The organism is Marinomonas atlantica (assembly GCF_001639725.1).
Taxonomy (GTDB): domain Bacteria; phylum Pseudomonadota; class Gammaproteobacteria; order Pseudomonadales; family Marinomonadaceae; genus Marinomonas; species Marinomonas atlantica.
In genome coordinates, this window is record NZ_LTAW01000010.1 from 33282 (window position 1) to 53094 (window position 19813).

Genomic DNA, 19813 nt, shown 5'->3' on the forward strand with positions numbered 1-19813 from the left:
AGGTCCCATTACCAAACCAGTTAAAGCATCTAACAAATATAAATACGCCCAGCAGGGCGTATTTATATAAACATGATAACTCTAACATAAGTCAGAGTGTATTCTGAGCAAAGCTAGTTAAGTTTGTATACACGCTGTCCAGAAATGAAGGTTTGTACAACCCGACCCGTCATTTCTTCTCCTGAAAAGCCCGAATTCAAGCCCTTAGACTTACGCGTTGAATGATTCCATAGCCACTTTTCTGTACTATCAAAAATAACGAAATCAGCAAAACTGCCAGCGGCTAAAGAGCCCGCTTCAAGACCAAAGCACGCCGCTGGGCCATTGGTCAAAGCTGTGAGCAACTGGTCCAAAGATAGGTCTCCCTCATCCATCAAACGTAGCGCTAAAGGCAGAAGAACTTCTACGTTTGCCATACCTGACTCTGTTGCCGCAAACGGCGCAACTTTGGCCATTTTTTCGTGAGGCTGATGATCAGAACAAATCGCATTGATAACACCTGTTTTTAACCCCTCAATAAGGGTCAAACGATCATTTTCAGAACGCAATGGTGGAATAACATGGAACTGACCATCAAATTCTTTCAATACTTCATCTGTTAATAGCAGGTTATGCAGCGCAACATCACATGTGACATCTAATCCTGAGGCTTTAGCATTGGCAATCATTTCAACAGACTTAGCACAAGATATTCGAGCAAAGTGCGCTCGTACTCCGCTTTTTTCAACCAGTAACAAATCCCGCATCAGCGCAATGGTCTCTGCTGTTTCTGGAATTCCAGCCAAGCCATGCATGGTAGACATCATGCCTTCATGGGCGCATCCACCTTCAGATAGACTGCTATCATCTGAATGAAAGACCACCAATAAATCATGTGTTGCTGCGTATTCAAGCGCACGAGAAAGGACTCGATTGCTGGCTATATCATAACCATGGTTGGACAACGCCACACACCCTGCATCTGTCAAAGCAACCATGTTACTCAGTTGCTCACCTTGCAAACCTTGCGTGAGCGCACCAATAGGGAAAACATTCGCCATACCCGCGTCATCCGCTTTATCTTGAATCAAAGCAGCAACGGCTGGGGTATCCACAATCGGCTTCGTGTTAGGCGGACAAATCAGCGTGGTCACACCACCAGAAACGGCCGCCCGACCTTCAGAGGCAATGGTACCTTTTTGTGAGTAGCCAGGCTCTCTTAAGGCAACAGCGGTATCAACCAACCCTGGTAAAATCCACTTCCCTTCGACATCAATAACATCGCAGTCGTCGAAATCGGAGGGGGCTTCGCCAATGGCCACTATACGATGATCTTCGACAAACAGATCCACAACAGCATCAAGATGTTGACTTGGGTCGATGACACGACCATTACTAATACGCAATTTCATAGTTAGTCCTCATCTCCTGCTGCCTGTTGCTCTTGCATTTGTCCACTCATCGCCATGGACATCACAGCCATTCGCACAGCAATACCATTGGTCACTTGATCAAGAATGACAGCTCGGTCGCTATCCGCCACCTCCGAAGAAATTTCCACACCGCGGTTAATTGGGCCTGGGTGCATAACAATGGCATCGGGCTTAGCCCACGCCAATGTTTCTTCAGTCAAACCGTATAAACGGTAAAACTCGCTTTCACTAGGAAGCAAAGCCCCCGCCATACGCTCTTTTTGAAGTCGCAACATAACGACAACATCCACATCATCAAGACCCACTTTTAAGTCATGACAGATCGTCGCGCCCATGTCTCGAAAGTACTCTGGCACCAATGTTTTTGGCCCCACCAAACGAACATCATCAACGCCTAACGTTTTTAAAGCATGCAATTCAGAGCGTGCTACACGGGAGTGAAGGATGTCTCCCACTATGGCTACTTTTAAACCTTCGAATTGGCCCTTGTGGCGTCGAATGGTCAACATATCCAGCATTGCTTGCGTAGGGTGAGCATGACGCCCATCACCGGCATTAATAATGGCAACATTTGGAGTACAGTTTTCGGCGATGAAATGCGGAGCACCACTGTCTTGATGGCGCACGACAAACATGTCACTTTGCATCGCTTCAAGGTTTTGTAAAGTATCGAGTAAGGATTCACCTTTCGACGTCGCTGACGTGGCGATATTGAGGTTGATAACATCCGCCGATAAGCGTTTTGCCGCTAACTCAAATGTTGTACGAGTACGCGTGGAATTTTCAAAGAAGAGATTAACGACTGTTTTACCACGCAACAGAGGGACTTTCTTAACGGACTGCTCGCCCATTGAAAGGAACGATTCGGCACGATCGAGAATCTCTGTCAGAATATCTTTACTTAAGCCATCCAAGGTTAGAAAGTGCTTTAGTTGACCTTGTTCGTTTAACTGTAACGCCCGAGGGTCGGATCGCATCATAGTTTGCTTTCCTCAATCACTATGTATGATAGGAAAATGCCCGGCGTAGACTTGGCTACGCCGGGCATTCGTGGGGCTAGATGATTACCAGCGAACCACAGTATCCAAGAACTAATTGTCGTATGAGTTGCTTAAAAAATAAAGCGTAAGCACTGATTTTAGTGGGTTTCCATCACAGAAACAGACAATGGTGTCGGACCAGACAGTTTTATCCTTTGATTTTCAGCCAAAGTCAGTTTCTCGCCGACAATATCCGCACGAATCGGCAACTCACGACTATTAAGATCAAACAAGATCGCCAAGGTGATACTCGCCGGACGACCGAAATCAAAAATCTCGTTCATTGCAGCACGGATCGTACGCCCCGACATCAACACGTCATCAACCAGAATGACGTGACGATCTTCGATAGCGGGTAGATTAGTGTGCCCAACTTGTGGGTGTAGACCCGCCCGAGTAAAGTCATCACGATAAAAAGTAATGTCTAACGTTGCCAGTTCTTCACTGGTAGGTACGGCGTTAAGAATTTCATTTGCCACCCATACGCCACCTGAATGAATACCGACTACTATTGGGTTTTCTAGGTTGTGCTGCTGACAATATTCAGCTAGCTGCTGTTTCATTGAGTTCAGCGCTTTATCGAGATCCAACGTCATCTGTGATGGTTATCCTTGATTCATTCTTCGGGTTCAGACGCCTGCTGAGCAAACCATGATTCCAAAATCATTTGTGCCGCCAGCCCATCGACCGAATTTTCTTTAAAGTTCCGATGCCCGCCTTGAGCAATCACATGCCCTTTCGCTTCATAGGACGAGAGGCGTTCATCCATCATATGGTAAGGACGGTTATAACGTCCATGTAGACGCTTCGCGAATTTTCGTGCCCGTTGGCACATTTCATTTTCGCTACCGTCCATATTCAAAGGCAACCCCACCACAAAGGCATCTGGCAGCCATTCTTCAACTAAAGCACTGATCGTATCCCAGTTAGGAATGCCTTCCTTCGCTTTCAATGGATTAAGAGGACGACCTTGTCCTGTTAGGCTCTGGCCAAAAGCCACGCCAATTCGGGTCGTACCAAAGTCAAACCCCAATGCAGTGTATGCTGCATTGGGGTTTGATGGTGTATCTGATGTTGACACTTGGGTCATCAAGCGTGTCCTATTTCTGGCGATAAAAAACTCATATCCAAGCCTAGTACTTTTGTCGCGGCACTAAACTGCATATCACACGGTGTATTAAATAATACGTCTAAATCCGCTTCACACACCAGCCAATCATTGTTCGCTATTTCATTTTCTAGCTGGCCTTCATCCCATCCAGCACATCCTAAGGTAATAAGAAACGATTCAGGACCATCTCCAGCAGCAATATGCTCCAGAGTTTCAAGGGAAGCTGATAAACACACATCCTCAGTCACAGCTAATGTGTTCCCCCAACTTCTATCACTAGAATGCAGAATAAAACCTCGTTCAGACTCTACAGGGCCACCCACATAGATGGTTTCGGAAGTCAGTTTAGGGCGAGCCATCTGCATACCCAAATGCTCTGCAAGCTCGCCAAAATCAATACTGGAAGGACGGTTGATGATAACCCCCATCGCGCCAGTGTCCGTGTGCTCACATAAATACACAACGGTATGTTCAAAGTTTGGATCGTTCAAATGTGGCATAGAAATCAAAAAATGATGCTTTAACGATTGAAAAGTATTCGTCATACAAAACGCCCTCTATTTGAAAACGACGCAAGAGCTCGCGTCAGTCTTTCTCGATTGATAAAAACGCTCTTTCAAAAAACCTGTAAATCGAGAACCGTATTGCCAGTATAGGCCAAAGAATGAATTTGCCTAGAAACAAGCGCGTATTTTCTGAATTCACCTTCATTTTGCAAAAAATGCTGTTAAACTAATCAATATTCGACCAAACGGTTACATTTTTATCACATACGACGTAAATGGAGGCTCTCTTGTACGACAAATCTCAACAACTTAGTTTAGAGAAATGGCGTGATCACTACCTTGAAGAAGCCATCGACCTACGCTATTTCTTCCATAATGGCTGGTCTTCCTAGTCACACTTTCTGGTTTCATCAATTTATTTTCTGTTAGTAGGTTACCCTCTAGCACATATCGAATTTGATCATAGGAAGACAACATGACTTTAGAAGCCGTCGATTACCGCAGTCCAAATGCCGCCCAAGACTTTGTCAAATCCCTTCGAGAAACGGGCTTTGGTGTACTAAAAAATCACCCTATTCGCCAGCAACTGGTATCAGACATATACCGCGACTGGCAAGATTTTTATAACAGTGCAGAAAAGCATACTTACCACTATAACGTGGGCACACAAGACGGTTACTTTCCCCCCGAAGTGTCAGAGACAGCAAAAGGCCACAGTAAAAAAGACATCAAAGAATACTTCCACTATTACCCTTGGGGACAGTGCCCTGCACAACATAAAGACCAATTGACACATTATTACGGAGAAGCCAACACATTGGCTGAGGAGCTGCTCGGTTGGATTGAACAGCATTCACCCGAAGAGGTAGCAAGTCACTACTCTCAACCGCTATCAGGTATGATTGAAAACAGCGACCAAACTTTATTACGCGTCTTACACTATCCACCTCTGCAAGGGGATGAAGAACTCGGAGCCATTCGAGCAGGGGCACATGAAGATATAAACTTGATTACTATTCTACCTGCGGCGAATGAGCCAGGGTTACAAGTAAAGCTCAAAGACGGCCGCTGGATAGATGTACCATGCGACTTTGGCAACCTCGTTGTTAACATTGGAGATATGTTACAAGAAGCCTCTGGAGGCTATTTTCCATCGACATCCCACCGCGTTATCAATCCAGAAGGCACTGATAAAACCAAATCACGTATTTCACTGCCTTTGTTCCTGCACCCGCGTCCAGATGTTGTGTTATCGGATCGGCATACGGCAGGATCCTATTTACATGAGCGCTTAACCGAACTTGGTGTAATTTAAAAACTACACACCTAACTACAAAAAATGGCACCAGCTTAAAACTGGTGCCATTTTTTGTTAACCGTTGTTCGGTAGCAAAAAGCTTTAATAAAGGGCTTTAAGCAGCAATGTTCCACCTGAAATCAACAGCATTATCATGGCAATGCGTTTTACTATGGTAGCGGGTAATAATGACAGCAGATAACGTCGTGACAGCATGGTACCGAACAGCACAATGGGCGCACCCAACACCGACACCGTAATCATATCGCTTGTGACAAGTCCTGAGACCATAGACGCACCGGTACGAAATCCAGCCAAAACAAGAAATACGCTCAATAGCGTCGCTCGTATAACAATCAGTTCAACTGGCTGGCGATACATCAAATACGATATCGGCGGCCCTGCAGTAGAAAACAAGCCACTCAAAATTCCAGCAAATGCACCACTGACACCAAAATGCCATGATGGGGATAACGCCGCTTGCGGATCAGGGCGTAACAGTGAACTCAGGCACACGAGTATCATCACGCACCCCAGCAAGCCTTGCAATAAATTCAACGCATATTGACCCATATGTTCTAACCAATAGAGTCCAACAGCCACCATCGGTAATGCTATGGCAAGAAATACAAGCATCTGGCGAAATTGAGCCTGTCGCCAAACATTTCCATATAAGCCCGACACACTGTTTACAATGCTTAGCGCACTGGCAATAAACGCTAAGTCGGCTATTGGCAATAAACCAAGTGCACCACCAATGCCCAATACCACTAAACCAAAGCCAAACCCTGTTGCTGTTTGAATGTAGGTTCCAAAAGCAATAACCGAGAGTAAAACCATTAGTGACAGCGTCATAAAAACAACCTTATTTAAACCTTATCAAAAGCATGAAACATGCATATATGGACTCAGAGACAACAGTTTTGGACTACGAAACAAGTAATTATTACACGTTCCACTAGTGTTAAAACAGCCGTTGATAATTCTTCTTATCTTCTGAGCGACACTAAAATAATTAAGGGAGTATTTTATGAAAGCTGCTGTTGCCAATACGTTTGGCTCAATCCTTAACATTGAAGACGTACAAAAGCCTACCATTGAACCACACCAAATCTTAGTTAAAATTCATGCCTGTGGTGTTTGTCATACGGATTTACATGCCTGCCACGGTGATTGGCCCGTCAAACCTACACTGCCGCTAATTCCTGGCCACGAAGGCGTTGGTGAAATTGTAGAGCTCGGCAGCGCAGTAACACATCTCAGCCTTGGTGATCGAGTTGGTATTCCATGGCTTTACAGTGCTTGTGGTCATTGTGAATATTGCTTAGCTGGACAAGAAAGTTTGTGTATGTCGCAACAAAATGCAGGCTACTCGGTCGCAGGCAGTTACGCCGAATATTGTGCAGCGCATGCAGACTACGTCATTAAAGTTCCTGAGAACTTAAATTTCGTGGATGCGGCTCCGCTTTTCTGCGCAGGTGTAACAACGTATAAAGCATTAAAAGTATCCGATGCAAAACCAGGCCAATGGGTCGCAGTGTTTGGTATAGGTGGACTTGGGCACCTAGCTGTTCAATATGCCGTAGCAATGGGTTTACGCGTCGTCGCCGTTGATACCGGTGAAGCGAAGCGTGAATTAGCCACCTCACTAGGAGCTGAGCACTTCTTTGATTTTAAAACAGACAATGTGGTCGAAGATATCCGTGAAGCAACAGGTGGTGTTCATGGCAGTGTCTGTACAGCAGTGAGTAAAGCGGGGTTCCGACAAAGCTATGACGTGGTTCGTCGCGGCGGCAAATGCGTATTAGTTGGCCTGCCACCTGAAGACATGCCATTGCCTATCTTTGATACTGTTCTTAATGGCGTTAGTGTTGTTGGTTCAATCGTTGGTACTCGCAAAGACCTTGAAGAGTGTCTTGAATTCGCGGCACGTGGCAAAGTCAAAGCAATCATTACCGAGAAAAAGCTCGACGATATCAACGCCATCTTTGAAGACATGGAAAAAGGCGATATCACAGGCCGTATTGTAATGTCTTTATAACCCATTAGGCACTGGTTTCAATACTCTGAAGCCAGTGCCTAACTATTTAGTATTTTTACCGTTATAAGCCCTCTATTTAGCACACAAAAACACCAGTTTTTCTGCCACTTTTTCGGTCGTCTGTGTTATCTTAGCGCGTCCTTGAACATTGCTTGCATTTTTTGCAGCAACCAGCCTCTAGGACGATCACTTTATGGGGGGTTACGTGTTTTTTCAGCGAATGCAAAAATCTTTGCTGCTGTCCGTTATTTGCGGTTTTCAAATGAATACTTGGGCTCAGACCGTCACATTACCTGTGATCAACTTTCCTCCCTACATTATGATCTCAGAATCAGATAATAGTATCTCTGGTATGGACATACGTGTGGTCAAAGCCGCTTTCAAAGCCGTTGGTATTCAGACCATATTTGAAAAAAAACCATGGCAAAGCATTGTTCAAAATCTACAAGAAGGAAACGTCTTGGGAACAGTCACCTGCTCTCGACGGCCTGAACGCGCTCCTTTTATGTTTTTCAGTGACGAGCTAAGCACAACCAGTCGTGCGGTGATTAGTCGAGTAGAGCTTGATACTCATGGCATCGAGTCTGTATATGACCTTGCGGATTATCAAACGATTTCCGTAGAAGGCTGGGATATGGAACAACAATTGCTAAGTCTCAACATTCCTCATCAATTAGCACAAAACATCGCCCAAGGCCTAAACTCTGTTGTCAGTGGCGAAGCTGACCTATTTTATGTGTCTGATTACCCCGCTCTGTATCAAGCACGTATCCTTGGGATTCACAAACGCCTAAAAGTGACTAACATTGTTTCTGAGCCACTCGTCCCCTTGCACGTCTGTTTCAGTAAACACTACCCAGAGTCACGTGAGCGGCTACAAGAGTTCAATAAAGGACTACAGATCATTAAACGTAACGGCACTTACCAAGCTATCCGCGACGAATATCTATAGCCCTTTCATTTTTAGATTGGGCAAGCAGACAAATGCCAAATTTCGTCTGCGTATTCTTGGATGGTTCGATCGGATGAAAACTTAGCCATTCTCGCCGTATTCAAAATCGCCATCTTCGCCCAATGATTTTGGTCTCGATAAGCCTCACTCACTCGTTCTTGGCATTCAACATAAGCACGATAATCTACCAGCACTTTAAAGCGATCACCGTGATCTAATAAGGTGCGACGGATTTCATCGAATGCATGCGGCTCATATGGGCTAAAATACCCTGAACACAGCCAATCTAATGCATTCCTCAGTTCTTCATCTCCGTAATAGTAGTCGTACGGATTATAGCCTGTACGATCAAGCGCCTGAACATCTTCGATTTTCAGCCCAAAAATAAAGATATTCTCATCGCCCACTTCTTCTTGAATCTCAACATTAGCGCCATCCAAGGTGCCGATGGTTAATGCGCCATTCAAAGCCAATTTCATATTCCCTGTACCAGAGGCTTCTTTACCAGCAGTGGAAATTTGTTCGGATAAATCTGCCGCTGGGATGATCTTCGCCGCCAACGAAACACGATAGTTCGGCAGAAACACGACCTTTAATTTACCTTGAATGCGAACATCGTTATTAACAGCTTCCGCTACAGCATTAATGGCATAAATAATAGTTTTAGCTAAACCATAACCTGGCGCGGCTTTGGCCCCAAAAATAAAGACGCGAGGAACCATATCCATATCTGGATTGTTAAGTAATCGATGATATAAGGTTAAAATATTTAACAAGGTTAAATGCTGACGCTTGTATTCATGCAAACGCTTGATTTGCACATCAAACATAGCGTTTGGGTCTACATCAATACCGCACTCCGCTTTGATTACTTGCGCTAATACCTGTTTGTTTTGCAACTTCACCTTCATGAAGGCTTGTTGAAATTCTGGGTCGTCAGCGAAATCTTCTAACTTGCGTAAACGGTCTAAATTCTTTGGCCAATCAGATTCGATACCGCATTGATCAAATAGTTGCGCTAAACCTAAATTGCAGTTCAATAACCAGCGCCTTGGGGTAATACCATTGGTTTTGTTGGTAAACTTACCTGGATAGAACTCGTCAAAGCGCGCAAACAAATCCGTTTTCAAGAGCTGAGAATGCAAAGCAGCCACACCGTTCACTTTATGGCTACCCACGACTGCAAGGTGCGCCATACGTACCATCTTGCCTGGCCCTTCTTCAATAATAGAAAGCGCTTGCTTAATGTCATCACGTCCTGGCCAGCGGGCTTCCACGTCATCCATCAGGCGGTGGTTGATTTCATAAATAAACTGCAAATGACGCGGCAATACCTTTTCAAACAGTGCAACACTCCATGTCTCAAGCGCCTCTGGCAACAAAGTGTGATTGGTATAAGCAAAAATTCGGGTTACTAAGGACCATGCTTGATCCCAATGCAGGCGCTTGTCGTCCACTAAAATTCGCATCAACTCCACGACAGCAATCGCTGGGTGTGTATCATTTAGTTGGATCGCGGCTTTCTCCGCTAACACTTCCCAATCAGAGCCGTTATTACGTTCAAAACGTCGTAAAATATCTGCCAAAGAACAGGCCACGAAAAAGTACTGCTGTACTAGCCTTAGCTCTTTGCCATTTTCCGTTGTATCGTTTGGATAAAGCACCTTCGAGATCGTTTCACCAATGGCTTTAGATCGCACCGCTTCAACGTAGTCGCCTTTGTTGAACTCATCTAAATCAAAGTCCTCTGTTGAGCGAGAAGACCACAACCTTAGAAAGTTAACCGTTTTAGTGTCGTAACCCGCGACGGGGATATCATGGGGAATGCCCAATACATTTTTGGTGTCGACCCAAAGCGGATGATAGTTACCATAACTGTCATAAGACTCCTCTACACGGCCATAAAACTGAATGGTTTGCGCGTATTCAGGGCGAACTAACTCCCAAGGCGTTCCGTAGTTAATCCATGTATCAGGATGTTCCACTTGTTTCCCACTCTGAAACTCCTGTTTGAACAGACCAAATTCATAGTAAATGCCGTAGCCGACAGCTGGTAAATCAAGTGTTGCTAACGAATCTAAGAAACAGGCCGCCAATCGCCCTAACCCGCCGTTGCCCAACCCCATATCCATTTCTTCGTCACAGATTTCATCCCAGTTTTGGCCGAGCTCTGCAATAGCTTGCTGTGCTTGCTCGAACACTCGAATGTTGTGCACGTTATTTACCAGCATTCGCCCCATCAAATATTCCATTGAAAGGTAATAAAGTCGGCGTACATTGTCTTGATTATGACGTGCTTGAGTGTCCACCATGTCATCTATAATGCGATCACGTACGGCAAGAGATAAACAAAGCCACCAATCGCGCTTTGAAGCTTGCTCAGAACGTAGCGCTAAGGTGTAACGCATGTGGTAAAGAATGCCCTCTTTAAGCTCAAGACAAGAAGCTGTATTGACACTGGATAGCTCTTGAGAAGTATTCGGCATTGCTATCGTCCTCTAGTAAAACGTTAGGGTGCATTCAATATAGGCGCCGTATGTTGCAACGCCATTGCGAAAGCTGTCTAGAAATAAATACGCACTCAGACAACTTACTTAGTGCATTGAACTCATGCAATAAAAAAGCCGACTCTTTGAATCGGCTAAATCAAAAACAGTTGTTAGCGCTCAGCACTACCAAACAAAGTGACGGGCTTCCACACCAAGGGCACTAAAGGGAATCGAACGCCCCTGTTTCTGTGCAACCGCATGGCATACGATCAATGGAATTAGGTGCTCTTCACGAGGGTGGCAGAAACTACCTCCCTCTACCTCCGACCAATGTAACCAACGCTGTTTCGCTTCATTTATGTCAACATGACTACTGGTAATGGTTTCATCAAGCCATGCTTGAAAAGCGTGCACATCGTGCTTCACTTGAGGTGTTTTTGGGGCAAAAAATGCACGCATATTATGAAAACTAAAGCCGGAACCTATCACCAACGCTCTCTCAGGAAGAATTTCAGCTAACTGCTCTCCTAACATCCAATGCTGATCTGGACTTAAAGAGCTGGCTAACGAAATTTGCACAACTGGAATATTTGCTTCTGGGTACATCAACATCAAAGGGATAAACATACCGTGGTCGAATCCACGTTTGCCATTTAAGCGTATGCGTGTACCTTTCGCTTCCATTTTATCAGCGATATCACGCGCCAGTTTAGGTGCACTCGGAGCAGGGTATTGAAACTGATAAGACTCATCAGGAAAACCATAATAGTCATAGATCAAATTAGGATTCTCAGCTGCCGTTATTTCAAAGCCCGATGTTTCCCAATGAGCACTGATCATGATAATAACCGACGGCTGCCTTAGTAGTTGTTCGGGTAATACTTTAAGTGTAGAAACCAATTCCACGTGGCTCGGATCCCCTAACACTGGCATAGGTCCACCACCATGAGATATAAATGCGACATGAGACATACATTGCTCCATGAACCCGTTCCTTTCCTAATGTTTATCGATGCATAAACATTAGCCTTATCCTTAAAGACAATAAATACATGAAAAAGAAATGAGTCATTTCCCCATTAGAAACAGTTATAGACCGCAGTCACTTATCTAAACAGCCAATTGACTGTTCAGCGCTATACCAATAGACTCCTTAAAAACACCAAGTAGCGCCAAAAAATAACACCTAGTCAAATGTAAAATTTATGATGAGCATGGTAGATTCGACGTCATGATTTACACAAGTCGTACTTAATGCACCATGATGCTTACACATTGTCACCAATCGTGACGGCGTAAACTTAGCGGTGTAGCGAGCTGGCGATAACCAGCATCAAAATAATTAGAAGCGCTCAACGCGCGATATCACTGGAGAATCTCTATGCAAGAGTTTATTGATTTCCTTAATGGAGTCATCTGGAGCCCTGCGCTCATCTATCTATGCTTAGGAGCAGGCCTGTTCTACTCTATCCTGACTCGATTCGCTCAAGTCCGCCATTTCAAAGAAATGTGGTCATTGTTATTTAACTCTACGCCATCTGAAAAAGGTATTTCATCGTTTCAAGCCTTAGCAGTCTCTCTTTCAGGTCGTGTTGGTACAGGTAACATTGCTGGTGTTGCAGCCGCAATCGGCTTCGGTGGCCCAGGTGCAGTATTCTGGATGTGGGTTGTGGCATTCCTTGGTGCGAGTACTGCTTACGCAGAGTCCACTCTTGGTCAGATTTACAAAGTGAACGATAACGGTCAATACCGTGGTGGTCCAGCTTATTACTTTGAAAAAGGTCTACGCCTAAAATGGTTGGGCGTGCTGTTTGCTCTAGCTTCTATTCTTGCTTGTGGTGTGTTCCTGCCGGGTATCCAAGCCAACTCTGTTGGTAACGCTGTAGTTCAAGTTTTCGGTCAAGGTACTGTTATCTCAAGCTCATTCGGTGAAGTAGCATCCACTAAACTGGTTGCTCTAGCTGTGATTCTTGTTGTTCTAGCATTCATCATTTTTGGTGGCATCAAGCGCATCGCCAACTTCACTCAAGTCATCGTGCCTTTTATGGCATTGGGCTATGTGATCATGGCATTGATCGTTGTATTCCTAAATGTTGACCAAGTTCCTGGCATTTTTGGATTAATCATATCTGATGCATTCAGTGCTCAAGCTGGTTTTGGCGCAGCAATTGGTTGGGGTGTCAAACGTGGTGTTTACTCAAACGAAGCCGGTCAAGGTACTGGTCCACATGCCGCGGCAGCAGCTGAAGTTCAGCACCCGTCTCAACAAGGCCTAGTTCAAGCGTTCTCAGTTTACGTTGATACATTATTCGTTTGTACTGCAACAGCGTTGATGATTTTGATTACGCAACAGTACAACGTTCAAGGCAGTTTGCCTGATGGCCAATTCATTGTACAAAATATCCCTGCCGATGTGATCATTGCCTCACCTGCGTTCACGCAAATGGCATTGCAAAGTATCTTTGGTGGCTTTGGTTCAGCGTTTGTCGGCATCGCTTTGTTCTTCTTCGCTTTCACGACAATCTTAGCGTACTACTACATTGCTGAAACAAACGTAGCGTACCTACGCCGCGCGTTGAACGTTAATGTATCTTTAACGCTTGTTAAGCTGTTGATCATGTTCATGGTCGCATACGGAACAGTGAACACGGCTGGCTACATTTGGAACCTTGGTGACGTAGGTGTTGGTCTGATGGCATGGCTGAACATCGTTGGTATCATCGCGATCTTCTTTATGGCTCGTCCAACAATGAAAGCTCTGAAAGACTATGAAGATCAGAAAGCCGCTGGTGTGGAAGAATACACTTTCGATCCAAAAGCGCTCGGTATTCAAGGCGCTGACTTCTGGGAACAACGCCTAGAAGAGCAAAAAAACAAAAAGTCTTAATCTAACCACAGGTTAGTATGATTAATAAAAAACCGCTTGAGGTCATCTCAAGCGGTTTTTTTATGTACATAACTAATCAACCTACACCACGCTAATCGGCCAAACAGGCCTGCTAGGTAAGGTTGTGCGATAACGCTGTTGATGGGCGTTCGCCAAACAATAACCGATAATCTTTCGCAAACTGGCTCATATGCCAAAACCCCCACTGAGCTGCCAAATCAGCGATATTTTGTCCCGCTTCTGCCTCCATCAAAGCACGTCTTACCCCATTCAAACGAGATACACGTAAATATTGAATCGGACTGATATCAAGGATACTTTCAAAGGCATATTGTAAGGAACGTCGACTCACGTTGGTCACTCGGCAGAGATCCGTCACGGTTAGAGGCGTATCAGGGTTTTCATGTATAAACGCTCGCGCTAAATCCACAACCTGTTTGCGATGGTGATAGCTTTGGGTTTGAGCGGGGGCAGGACGCTCCACTTTAAGCACTTCCAACAATGCCATCATAACAAGGTCATGAGAAATACGTGCGGACAACCCTTGAGTGCTGCATGAACCTAACAACCGATTGAGCAAGAAACGCACCTCTTCCAATGTTTTTTCTGGCAACATTAATCGACCATACTCATTGAGCTCAGACCATTTCAGTTCCACATCGTGGATTTCAGCCATACGTATCAATGCTGGCAACTTAACGACCATGCCATACAACTCGTAGTCCTGTGGTGTGGTCAGTTCAAACTCACATCCACCAGGACGACACATAATATTGTCAGATCGAACTGACAACCCATTAATACGACTGTCTGATTGATCATTTAAAGGGATTCCTAACCAAACAGAATCAGGCCACACCATACATTTTTGCTGTAATGCCTGACTGGTCACTTCTTTAAACACCTGAAGATCACTAAAAGGCAGTTCCACAATCGAACCATGAAAGCCTCCACGACTGATTTGGTCATACTCTTGCTGCCAGTTCGTTAGGTTAGCTGCGTGCATGTCTGCATCAAAGGCCTGTTTGCAAGACACCTTAACGCTCTTTATTGGTGCGCCGTGATTATTTAGCCCTGTCATCTTTTTCTCCATTTATCAAATTTGCGCAAACTGCAAACATGAAGATTTTATAATTATCTGATTTATAAGGGATTTTAAAAATTGCCAAAATTCGATAACGCCCATGTAACGGTATTCAACAAAATAGATTAACTTGCTAATCACTTTACATAGCAATTCTTATTCCATAAGGCAGCGTTATCAAAGCAGGCTTTTAAAAGTAGACTCAAAGGTGCCAATATGGCAAATGACAACACACAATATCGTTTTCGGCATACAGTGGGGGGACGAACATTTGGCTTTAAGAGCCTTGCCGATTTAATGGCTAAGGCCACCCCCGCGCGCTCAGGTGACCGTCTTGCAGGTGTCGCGGCAGAGACCGCTGAAGAACGCGCCATTGCGCAAATGACATTGGCTGACGTCCCTCTCTCACTGTTCTTGGAAGATGTGCTAATTCCCTACGAAGACGATGAAATTACCCGTCTAATCATCGACGAACACGACAAGGCCGCTTTTTCTGTCATCTCACACCTCACCGTCGGTGGCTTTCGAGACTGGCTGCTAAGTGACCTAGCCACACCAATTGTCTTAGAACGCATACGCTTAGGCGTGACACCAGAAATGGCGGCTGCCGTGTGTAAGATCATGCGCAACCAAGACCTTATTCTGGTCAGTAAGAAGTGCCATGTAAAAACCGCTTTTCGGAACACCATCGGCTTACCGGGGCACTTATCAACACGTTTACAACCCAATCATCCGACGGATGATTTAACAGGCATCGCCGCCAGTATTTTAGACGGTCTGATGTACGCCAACGGGGATGCGGTCATCGGCATCAACCCCGCTACCGACAATGTGGCACAGGCTTGTCGTTTGATGAACATGATGGATGAGGTCATTCAACACTACGAGATTCCGACTCAGTCATGCGTGTTAACACACGTCACCAACACCATTGAATGCATAGAACAAGGCGCTCCAGTTGATCTGGTGTTTCAATCCATTGGCGGTACGCAAGCAACCAACGATAGTTTTGGTTTTAATCTAGCCACGCTTGCCGAGGCTCGCGAGGCTGCACTATCACTCAAGCGTGGTACGGTGGGTGACAACGTGATGTATTTTGAAACCGGACAAGGCAGCTCGCTTTCCGCTAATGCACACCACAATCTGGATCAACAAACCTGTGAAGCACGTGCCTATTCAGTAGCGCGGAAATTTAAACCATTGTTGGTTAATACCGTCGTTGGCTTTATCGGTCCAGAGTACTTATTCGACGGCAAGGAAATTACTCGAGCAGGCTTAGAGGACCATTTCTGCGCCAAGCTATTAGGTTTACCCATGGGCTGTGATGTCTGCTATACCAACCACGCCCAAGCCGACCAAAATGATATGGACAACCTGATGACGTTGCTTGCCGTTGCAGGCTGCACTTTCATCATGGGCATTCCTGGCTCTGATGACATCATGCTCAACTACCAAACCACCTCATTCCACGATGCCATGTATGTACGCCAAGCACTAGGCCTAACTCCCGCGCCAGAGTTTGATCAATGGCTAATACACACCAACATTTTTAGTGATGACCAGTTCACATTGAATCATAAAATTCCCGCAGCTTTTGAAGCGTCACTAAAACGCATGCTGGGAGACCATTAGTATGAAGCGAATCTTTCCAACGCACCCTATCGAAGAACCCGTCATTGAAAACCCATGGCAACGCTTACGTGACTTTACAGACGCACGAATTGGCTTAGGGCGAGCGGGCATTAGCGTGCCAACCAAACATCTACTTGCCTTCCAGTTGGCCCATGCCCAAGCCATTGATGCGGTTCACACTCCTCTCGATATAGATGGACTGATCGAAAATCTTGTATCTCAAAGCTGGTGCCCCAAAGGCCAGCCGCTACGTTTACATAGCCGTGCAGAACATCGCGATATGTATCTGCAACGCCCGGATTACGGTCGCCTTCTGAATAAAACCTCAGAGCAATCCTTAGAAGATCACGCTTACCTGTGTGATGACAAATACGATCTGGCGTTTGTTATTGTTGACGGTCTATCGGCCTTCGCTATTGAAGAGAACCTAGCGCCCTTTTTAGAAGAATTGATCCCGAAACTGACGAACGGCCCAGTGCCTTGGCGCATTGCTCCGCTTTGCTTGGTCGAGCAGGGTCGTGTCGCCATTGGCGATCACATAGGAGACCTTCTCAAAGCGAAATGTGTTGTTGTGCTGGTAGGTGAGCGTCCCGGCTTGAGCTCACCCGACAGCATGGGGCTCTACCTAACGTGGAACCCTAAGGTGGGGCATACAGATGCCTTTCGCAACTGTATCTCCAATATCCGTACTGCGGGGCTGAACTACCCTGAAGCTGCCCGCAAAGCACTCTACTTGCTTAATGAAGCACGTAGCAAACAACTCTCCGGTGTCAAACTTAAGGATCGCACAGACGATTCCGTGCTGGAGCATGAAAACCATAACAACAACTTCCTAATCACTAAAAAACTTTAACCATAACAGTACACATGAGGAACACACATGGCTGAACAAATGGATCAAGACTATCTGGCCAAGCGCCAGCTAAAGCGCGGCACCGCTGGTTGGATGCTACTCGCAGGCCTAGGGGTGTCGTACGTCATCTCTGGGGACTTCGCGGGCTGGAACTTCGGTATTGGCGAAGCAGGCTGGGGTGGCTTTGCCATCGCTGCCGTTTTAATGGGTATTATGTATCTTGCCTTAGTGTTATCGCTGGCCGAAATGTCAGCTTCTATCCCCGCAGCGGGTGGTGGCTACAGCTTTGCACGTCAAGCGATGGGGCCCGTCGGTGGCTATATGACTGGCTTAGCAGTACTCATCGAATACGCATTGGCACCTGCCGCGATCGTCATTTTCATTGGTTCGGCCGTCGAAGAGCTATTAGGAGTCAACGGCCCCATTGTTTATGCCCTGTTTTATCTTGTCTTTATCGGCATTCATTTGGCTGGTGTGGGTGAAGCCCTAAAAGTTATGATGGTTATTTCTGGTTTGGCAGTGATTGCAATTTTAGGCACAGCAGTCGCATTAATCGGTGACTTTGACGCCTCACGCCTGTTTGATATCGCACCTACCGACGCAGCAGGCGCATCAGAGTTTATGCCTTTTGGTTGGTACGGAGTCTGGGCAGCACTGCCGTTTGCCATGTGGTTATTTCTAGCGGTTGAAGGGGTTCCTCTAGCGGCCGAAGAAGCCAAAGACCCAGCGAAAGATGTGCCGAAAGGTATTATTGGTGCGATGATTTTCTTACTATTTACCGCAACCCTAGTCGTCTTATTGCTGGCTGGTGTTACCGGTGCAGAAGCCATTGGCAGCAGTGCGGTACCGCTAGTGGATGCTTTGAACGTAGCCGGTAAACCAACGTTGGCGACACTGGTGAATGTGCTTGCACTGGCCGGTTTGGTGGCATCATTTTTCTCCATCATCTATGGCTACAGCCGTTTAGTCTTTGCCTTGTCACGTGCTGGCTACTTACCAAAAAGCTTGTCTCTTACGAATAAACGTAAGGTTCCTGCCCGTGCTCTGATTGTTCCTGGCGTATTTGGCTTTTTAGCCTCCTTAACAGGCGAAGGGGATCTGATGTTAGGAATGGCTGTGGTCGGTGCCACCGTGTCGTATGCATTGATGGCTCTAAGTCATATTCTACTGCGCATTAAACAGCCTGATATGCCTCGTCCTTATAGAACACCAGGCGGCATTGTTACTTCCAGTATCGCCTTGGTGCTATCGATTATTGCACTAACAGGTGTCTTCGCTTATGACCCACGTGCCTTTATGTATACTTTGGTGCTGTTTGCGATCGGTGCCGCGTATTTCTTCTTGTATAGCAAAAATCGTCTCGTCGCGAAAACGCCAGAAGAAGAATTCAATATGCTGGCGCAAGCGGAAGCTGATTTAACCGCGACACCTTAAAATGCCCAAATCTCTTAGTCTTATCATAGACAACTCTCATATTTAGGAGCGCCCTTCACGATCTAATCGTGCGGGGCGTTTTTTTAGGCCAAACGGCTTCAACCACATTCGCCCATGCTTAATTCGATCCCTTAGCAATTGATGAACGTCCTTAAACGGCTGTAACCACTGACCTAGCACCCCCATATCATCAATCGCTTGCTGAGTACCAAAGCGAATGGCTTGATCATCATGCCCTGCGTGCCAGCTACCAAATAATCGATCCCAAACGGCCAACATCACACCAAAATTACGATCATAATGATGACGCGCTACCGAATGGTGTATCTGATGTTGCGCAGGTGAAATCAACCATTTTTCAATAAGAGGACCGTAGCTAAGCGCCACGCCAGAGTGGCGTAAATTTGCCCCTAATACATTAAACAAAAATGTCGTGACTAGTACGCCGTAGATCTGCCATAAACTGACTTGATTCGGAAAAGCCACCAGAAATACGCTGATAACAAAACTTTGAGAGACCATAGAGCGGAGGAAAAACAATAACCCTTCAACGGGGTGAGTGCGAAAGACGGTAAACGGCGTCAGTACTTTGGCACTGTGATGCACCTGATGAAACGCCCATAACCAAGGACTTTTATGCATACACCAGTGCACAAAAAAACGCGAAAAATCATCGATTAGAAAGTAGCATAAGGTAAATAAAACCATTACGACGGAAGTCGACCAGCCTAGCTGAAGGTCACGAAAGCCGTGTTCTTGCCAATAGAAGTATAGCCAACTAATCCAAACCGCCTGAGTCAGCGCTTTCGGGATCAATAACGCCAATAAAAGGCGATTAACCAACCACAACTTGTAGTCAGTTCGCGCTGAGTAATGGAACCAGACACGCCATGATAAATAAGGCTGTAAGCGATGCCAGCCATTACGACCATAACGAACTGTTAATAGCGCGCCAGCAAACAACAATGCCGACACAAGATACCATACAGACACTCGCTTGCTAGTATCCAACAAAGACGAGCCAGCAAATGCCAGCTCGTCTCCTAACCAAACAACAATGTTTTCCAACATTGTT

Annotated in this window: 17 protein-coding genes; 7 read left to right on the plus strand and 10 right to left on the minus strand. The window is 45.7% G+C overall.

The features are described from left to right. Positions 1–113 precede the first annotated feature (113 nt). From AYW75_RS15840 to AYW75_RS15860, 5 genes are all read right to left on the minus strand, one after another. Positions 114–1391, minus strand: a complete 1278-nt coding sequence (locus AYW75_RS15840; protein WP_067101540.1) for a dihydroorotase — start codon at positions 1389–1391, stop codon at positions 114–116. A 2-nt stretch (positions 1392–1393) separates the two neighbouring features. Then, on the minus strand, positions 1394–2392 hold the full coding sequence (locus tag AYW75_RS15845; RefSeq protein ID WP_067101543.1) for an aspartate carbamoyltransferase catalytic subunit: 999 nt from the start codon (positions 2390–2392) through the stop codon (positions 1394–1396). 158 nt (positions 2393–2550) lie between these two features. After that, positions 2551–3048 carry a bifunctional pyr operon transcriptional regulator/uracil phosphoribosyltransferase PyrR gene (gene pyrR / locus AYW75_RS15850; RefSeq protein ID WP_067101546.1) on the minus strand — a complete coding sequence of 166 codons (498 nt, stop codon included), beginning with the start codon at positions 3046–3048 and terminating at the stop codon, positions 2551–2553. Positions 3049–3068: 20 nt separating this feature from the next. Next, on the minus strand, positions 3069–3542 hold the full coding sequence (gene ruvX / locus AYW75_RS15855; protein WP_067101549.1) for a Holliday junction resolvase RuvX: 474 nt from the start codon (positions 3540–3542) through the stop codon (positions 3069–3071). Further along, positions 3542–4108 carry a YqgE/AlgH family protein gene (locus AYW75_RS15860; RefSeq protein ID WP_067101552.1) on the minus strand — a complete coding sequence of 189 codons (567 nt, stop codon included), beginning with the start codon at positions 4106–4108 and terminating at the stop codon, positions 3542–3544. The genes ruvX and AYW75_RS15860 overlap by 1 nt, the downstream gene beginning before the upstream one ends. Before the next feature lie 436 nt (positions 4109–4544). Between AYW75_RS15860 and AYW75_RS15865 the strand changes: the two genes are divergently transcribed. Next, entirely contained in the window at positions 4545–5384 is an 840-nt protein-coding gene (locus AYW75_RS15865; protein WP_067101555.1) for an isopenicillin N synthase family dioxygenase, read from the plus strand. A gap of 84 nt (positions 5385–5468) precedes the next feature. Here the strand turns inward: AYW75_RS15865 and AYW75_RS15870 are convergent, their stop codons facing one another. Continuing rightward, positions 5469–6221 carry a TSUP family transporter gene (locus AYW75_RS15870; RefSeq protein ID WP_067101558.1) on the minus strand — a complete coding sequence of 251 codons (753 nt, stop codon included), beginning with the start codon at positions 6219–6221 and terminating at the stop codon, positions 5469–5471. Positions 6222–6396: 175 nt separating this feature from the next. Between AYW75_RS15870 and adhP the strand changes: the two genes are divergently transcribed. Together adhP and AYW75_RS15880 are read left to right on the plus strand one after the other, a co-directional pair. Continuing rightward, entirely contained in the window at positions 6397–7407 is a 1011-nt protein-coding gene (gene adhP / locus AYW75_RS15875; protein ID WP_067101561.1) for an alcohol dehydrogenase AdhP, read from the plus strand. A 205-nt stretch (positions 7408–7612) separates the two neighbouring features. Then, positions 7613–8359 (plus strand): transporter substrate-binding domain-containing protein, encoded by a 747-nt coding sequence (locus AYW75_RS15880; RefSeq protein ID WP_197478968.1) that lies wholly within the window; start codon positions 7613–7615, stop codon positions 8357–8359. Between the two features lie 11 nt (positions 8360–8370). Here the strand turns inward: AYW75_RS15880 and AYW75_RS15885 are convergent, their stop codons facing one another. Beyond that, positions 8371–10845, minus strand: a complete 2475-nt coding sequence (locus AYW75_RS15885; RefSeq protein ID WP_067101566.1) for a glycogen/starch/alpha-glucan phosphorylase — start codon at positions 10843–10845, stop codon at positions 8371–8373. Positions 10846–11031: 186 nt separating this feature from the next. Next, positions 11032–11820 carry a DODA-type extradiol aromatic ring-opening family dioxygenase gene (locus AYW75_RS15890; protein WP_082856568.1) on the minus strand — a complete coding sequence of 263 codons (789 nt, stop codon included), beginning with the start codon at positions 11818–11820 and terminating at the stop codon, positions 11032–11034. Between the two features lie 409 nt (positions 11821–12229). On the opposite strand from AYW75_RS15890, the gene AYW75_RS15895 reads away from it, so the two are divergent. Then, a complete protein-coding gene (locus AYW75_RS15895) occupies positions 12230–13735 on the plus strand; it encodes an alanine/glycine:cation symporter family protein (protein ID WP_067101569.1) in 1506 nt (501 codons plus the stop codon). Between the two features lie 112 nt (positions 13736–13847). Here AYW75_RS15895 and AYW75_RS15900 read toward each other — a convergent pair whose 3' ends face one another. Beyond that, positions 13848–14816, minus strand: a complete 969-nt coding sequence (locus tag AYW75_RS15900) for a helix-turn-helix domain-containing protein (RefSeq protein WP_067101572.1) — start codon at positions 14814–14816, stop codon at positions 13848–13850. 219 nt (positions 14817–15035) lie between these two features. Here AYW75_RS15900 and AYW75_RS15905 point away from each other — a divergent pair, with 219 nt between their 5' ends. Genes AYW75_RS15905 through eat form a run of 3 tightly spaced genes read left to right on the plus strand, consistent with a single transcriptional unit; the run spans position 15036 to position 18738 of the window. Further along, positions 15036–16451 carry an ethanolamine ammonia-lyase subunit EutB gene (locus AYW75_RS15905; protein WP_067101575.1) on the plus strand — a complete coding sequence of 472 codons (1416 nt, stop codon included), beginning with the start codon at positions 15036–15038 and terminating at the stop codon, positions 16449–16451. 1 nt (position 16452) lies between these two features. Continuing rightward, complete coding sequence (gene eutC / locus AYW75_RS15910) at positions 16453–17304, plus strand: ethanolamine ammonia-lyase subunit EutC (protein ID WP_067101577.1); 852 nt, start codon at positions 16453–16455, stop codon at positions 17302–17304. Between the two features lie 27 nt (positions 17305–17331). Then, complete coding sequence (eat, locus tag AYW75_RS15915) at positions 17332–18738, plus strand: ethanolamine permease (protein WP_067101579.1); 1407 nt, start codon at positions 17332–17334, stop codon at positions 18736–18738. Positions 18739–18780: 42 nt separating this feature from the next. Here eat and AYW75_RS15920 read toward each other — a convergent pair whose 3' ends face one another. Continuing rightward, positions 18781–19809: a sterol desaturase family protein gene (locus AYW75_RS15920; RefSeq protein ID WP_082856566.1), complete on the minus strand. Its 1029-nt coding sequence runs from the start codon at positions 19807–19809 to the stop codon at positions 18781–18783. Between the last annotated feature and the right edge of the window lie 4 nt (positions 19810–19813).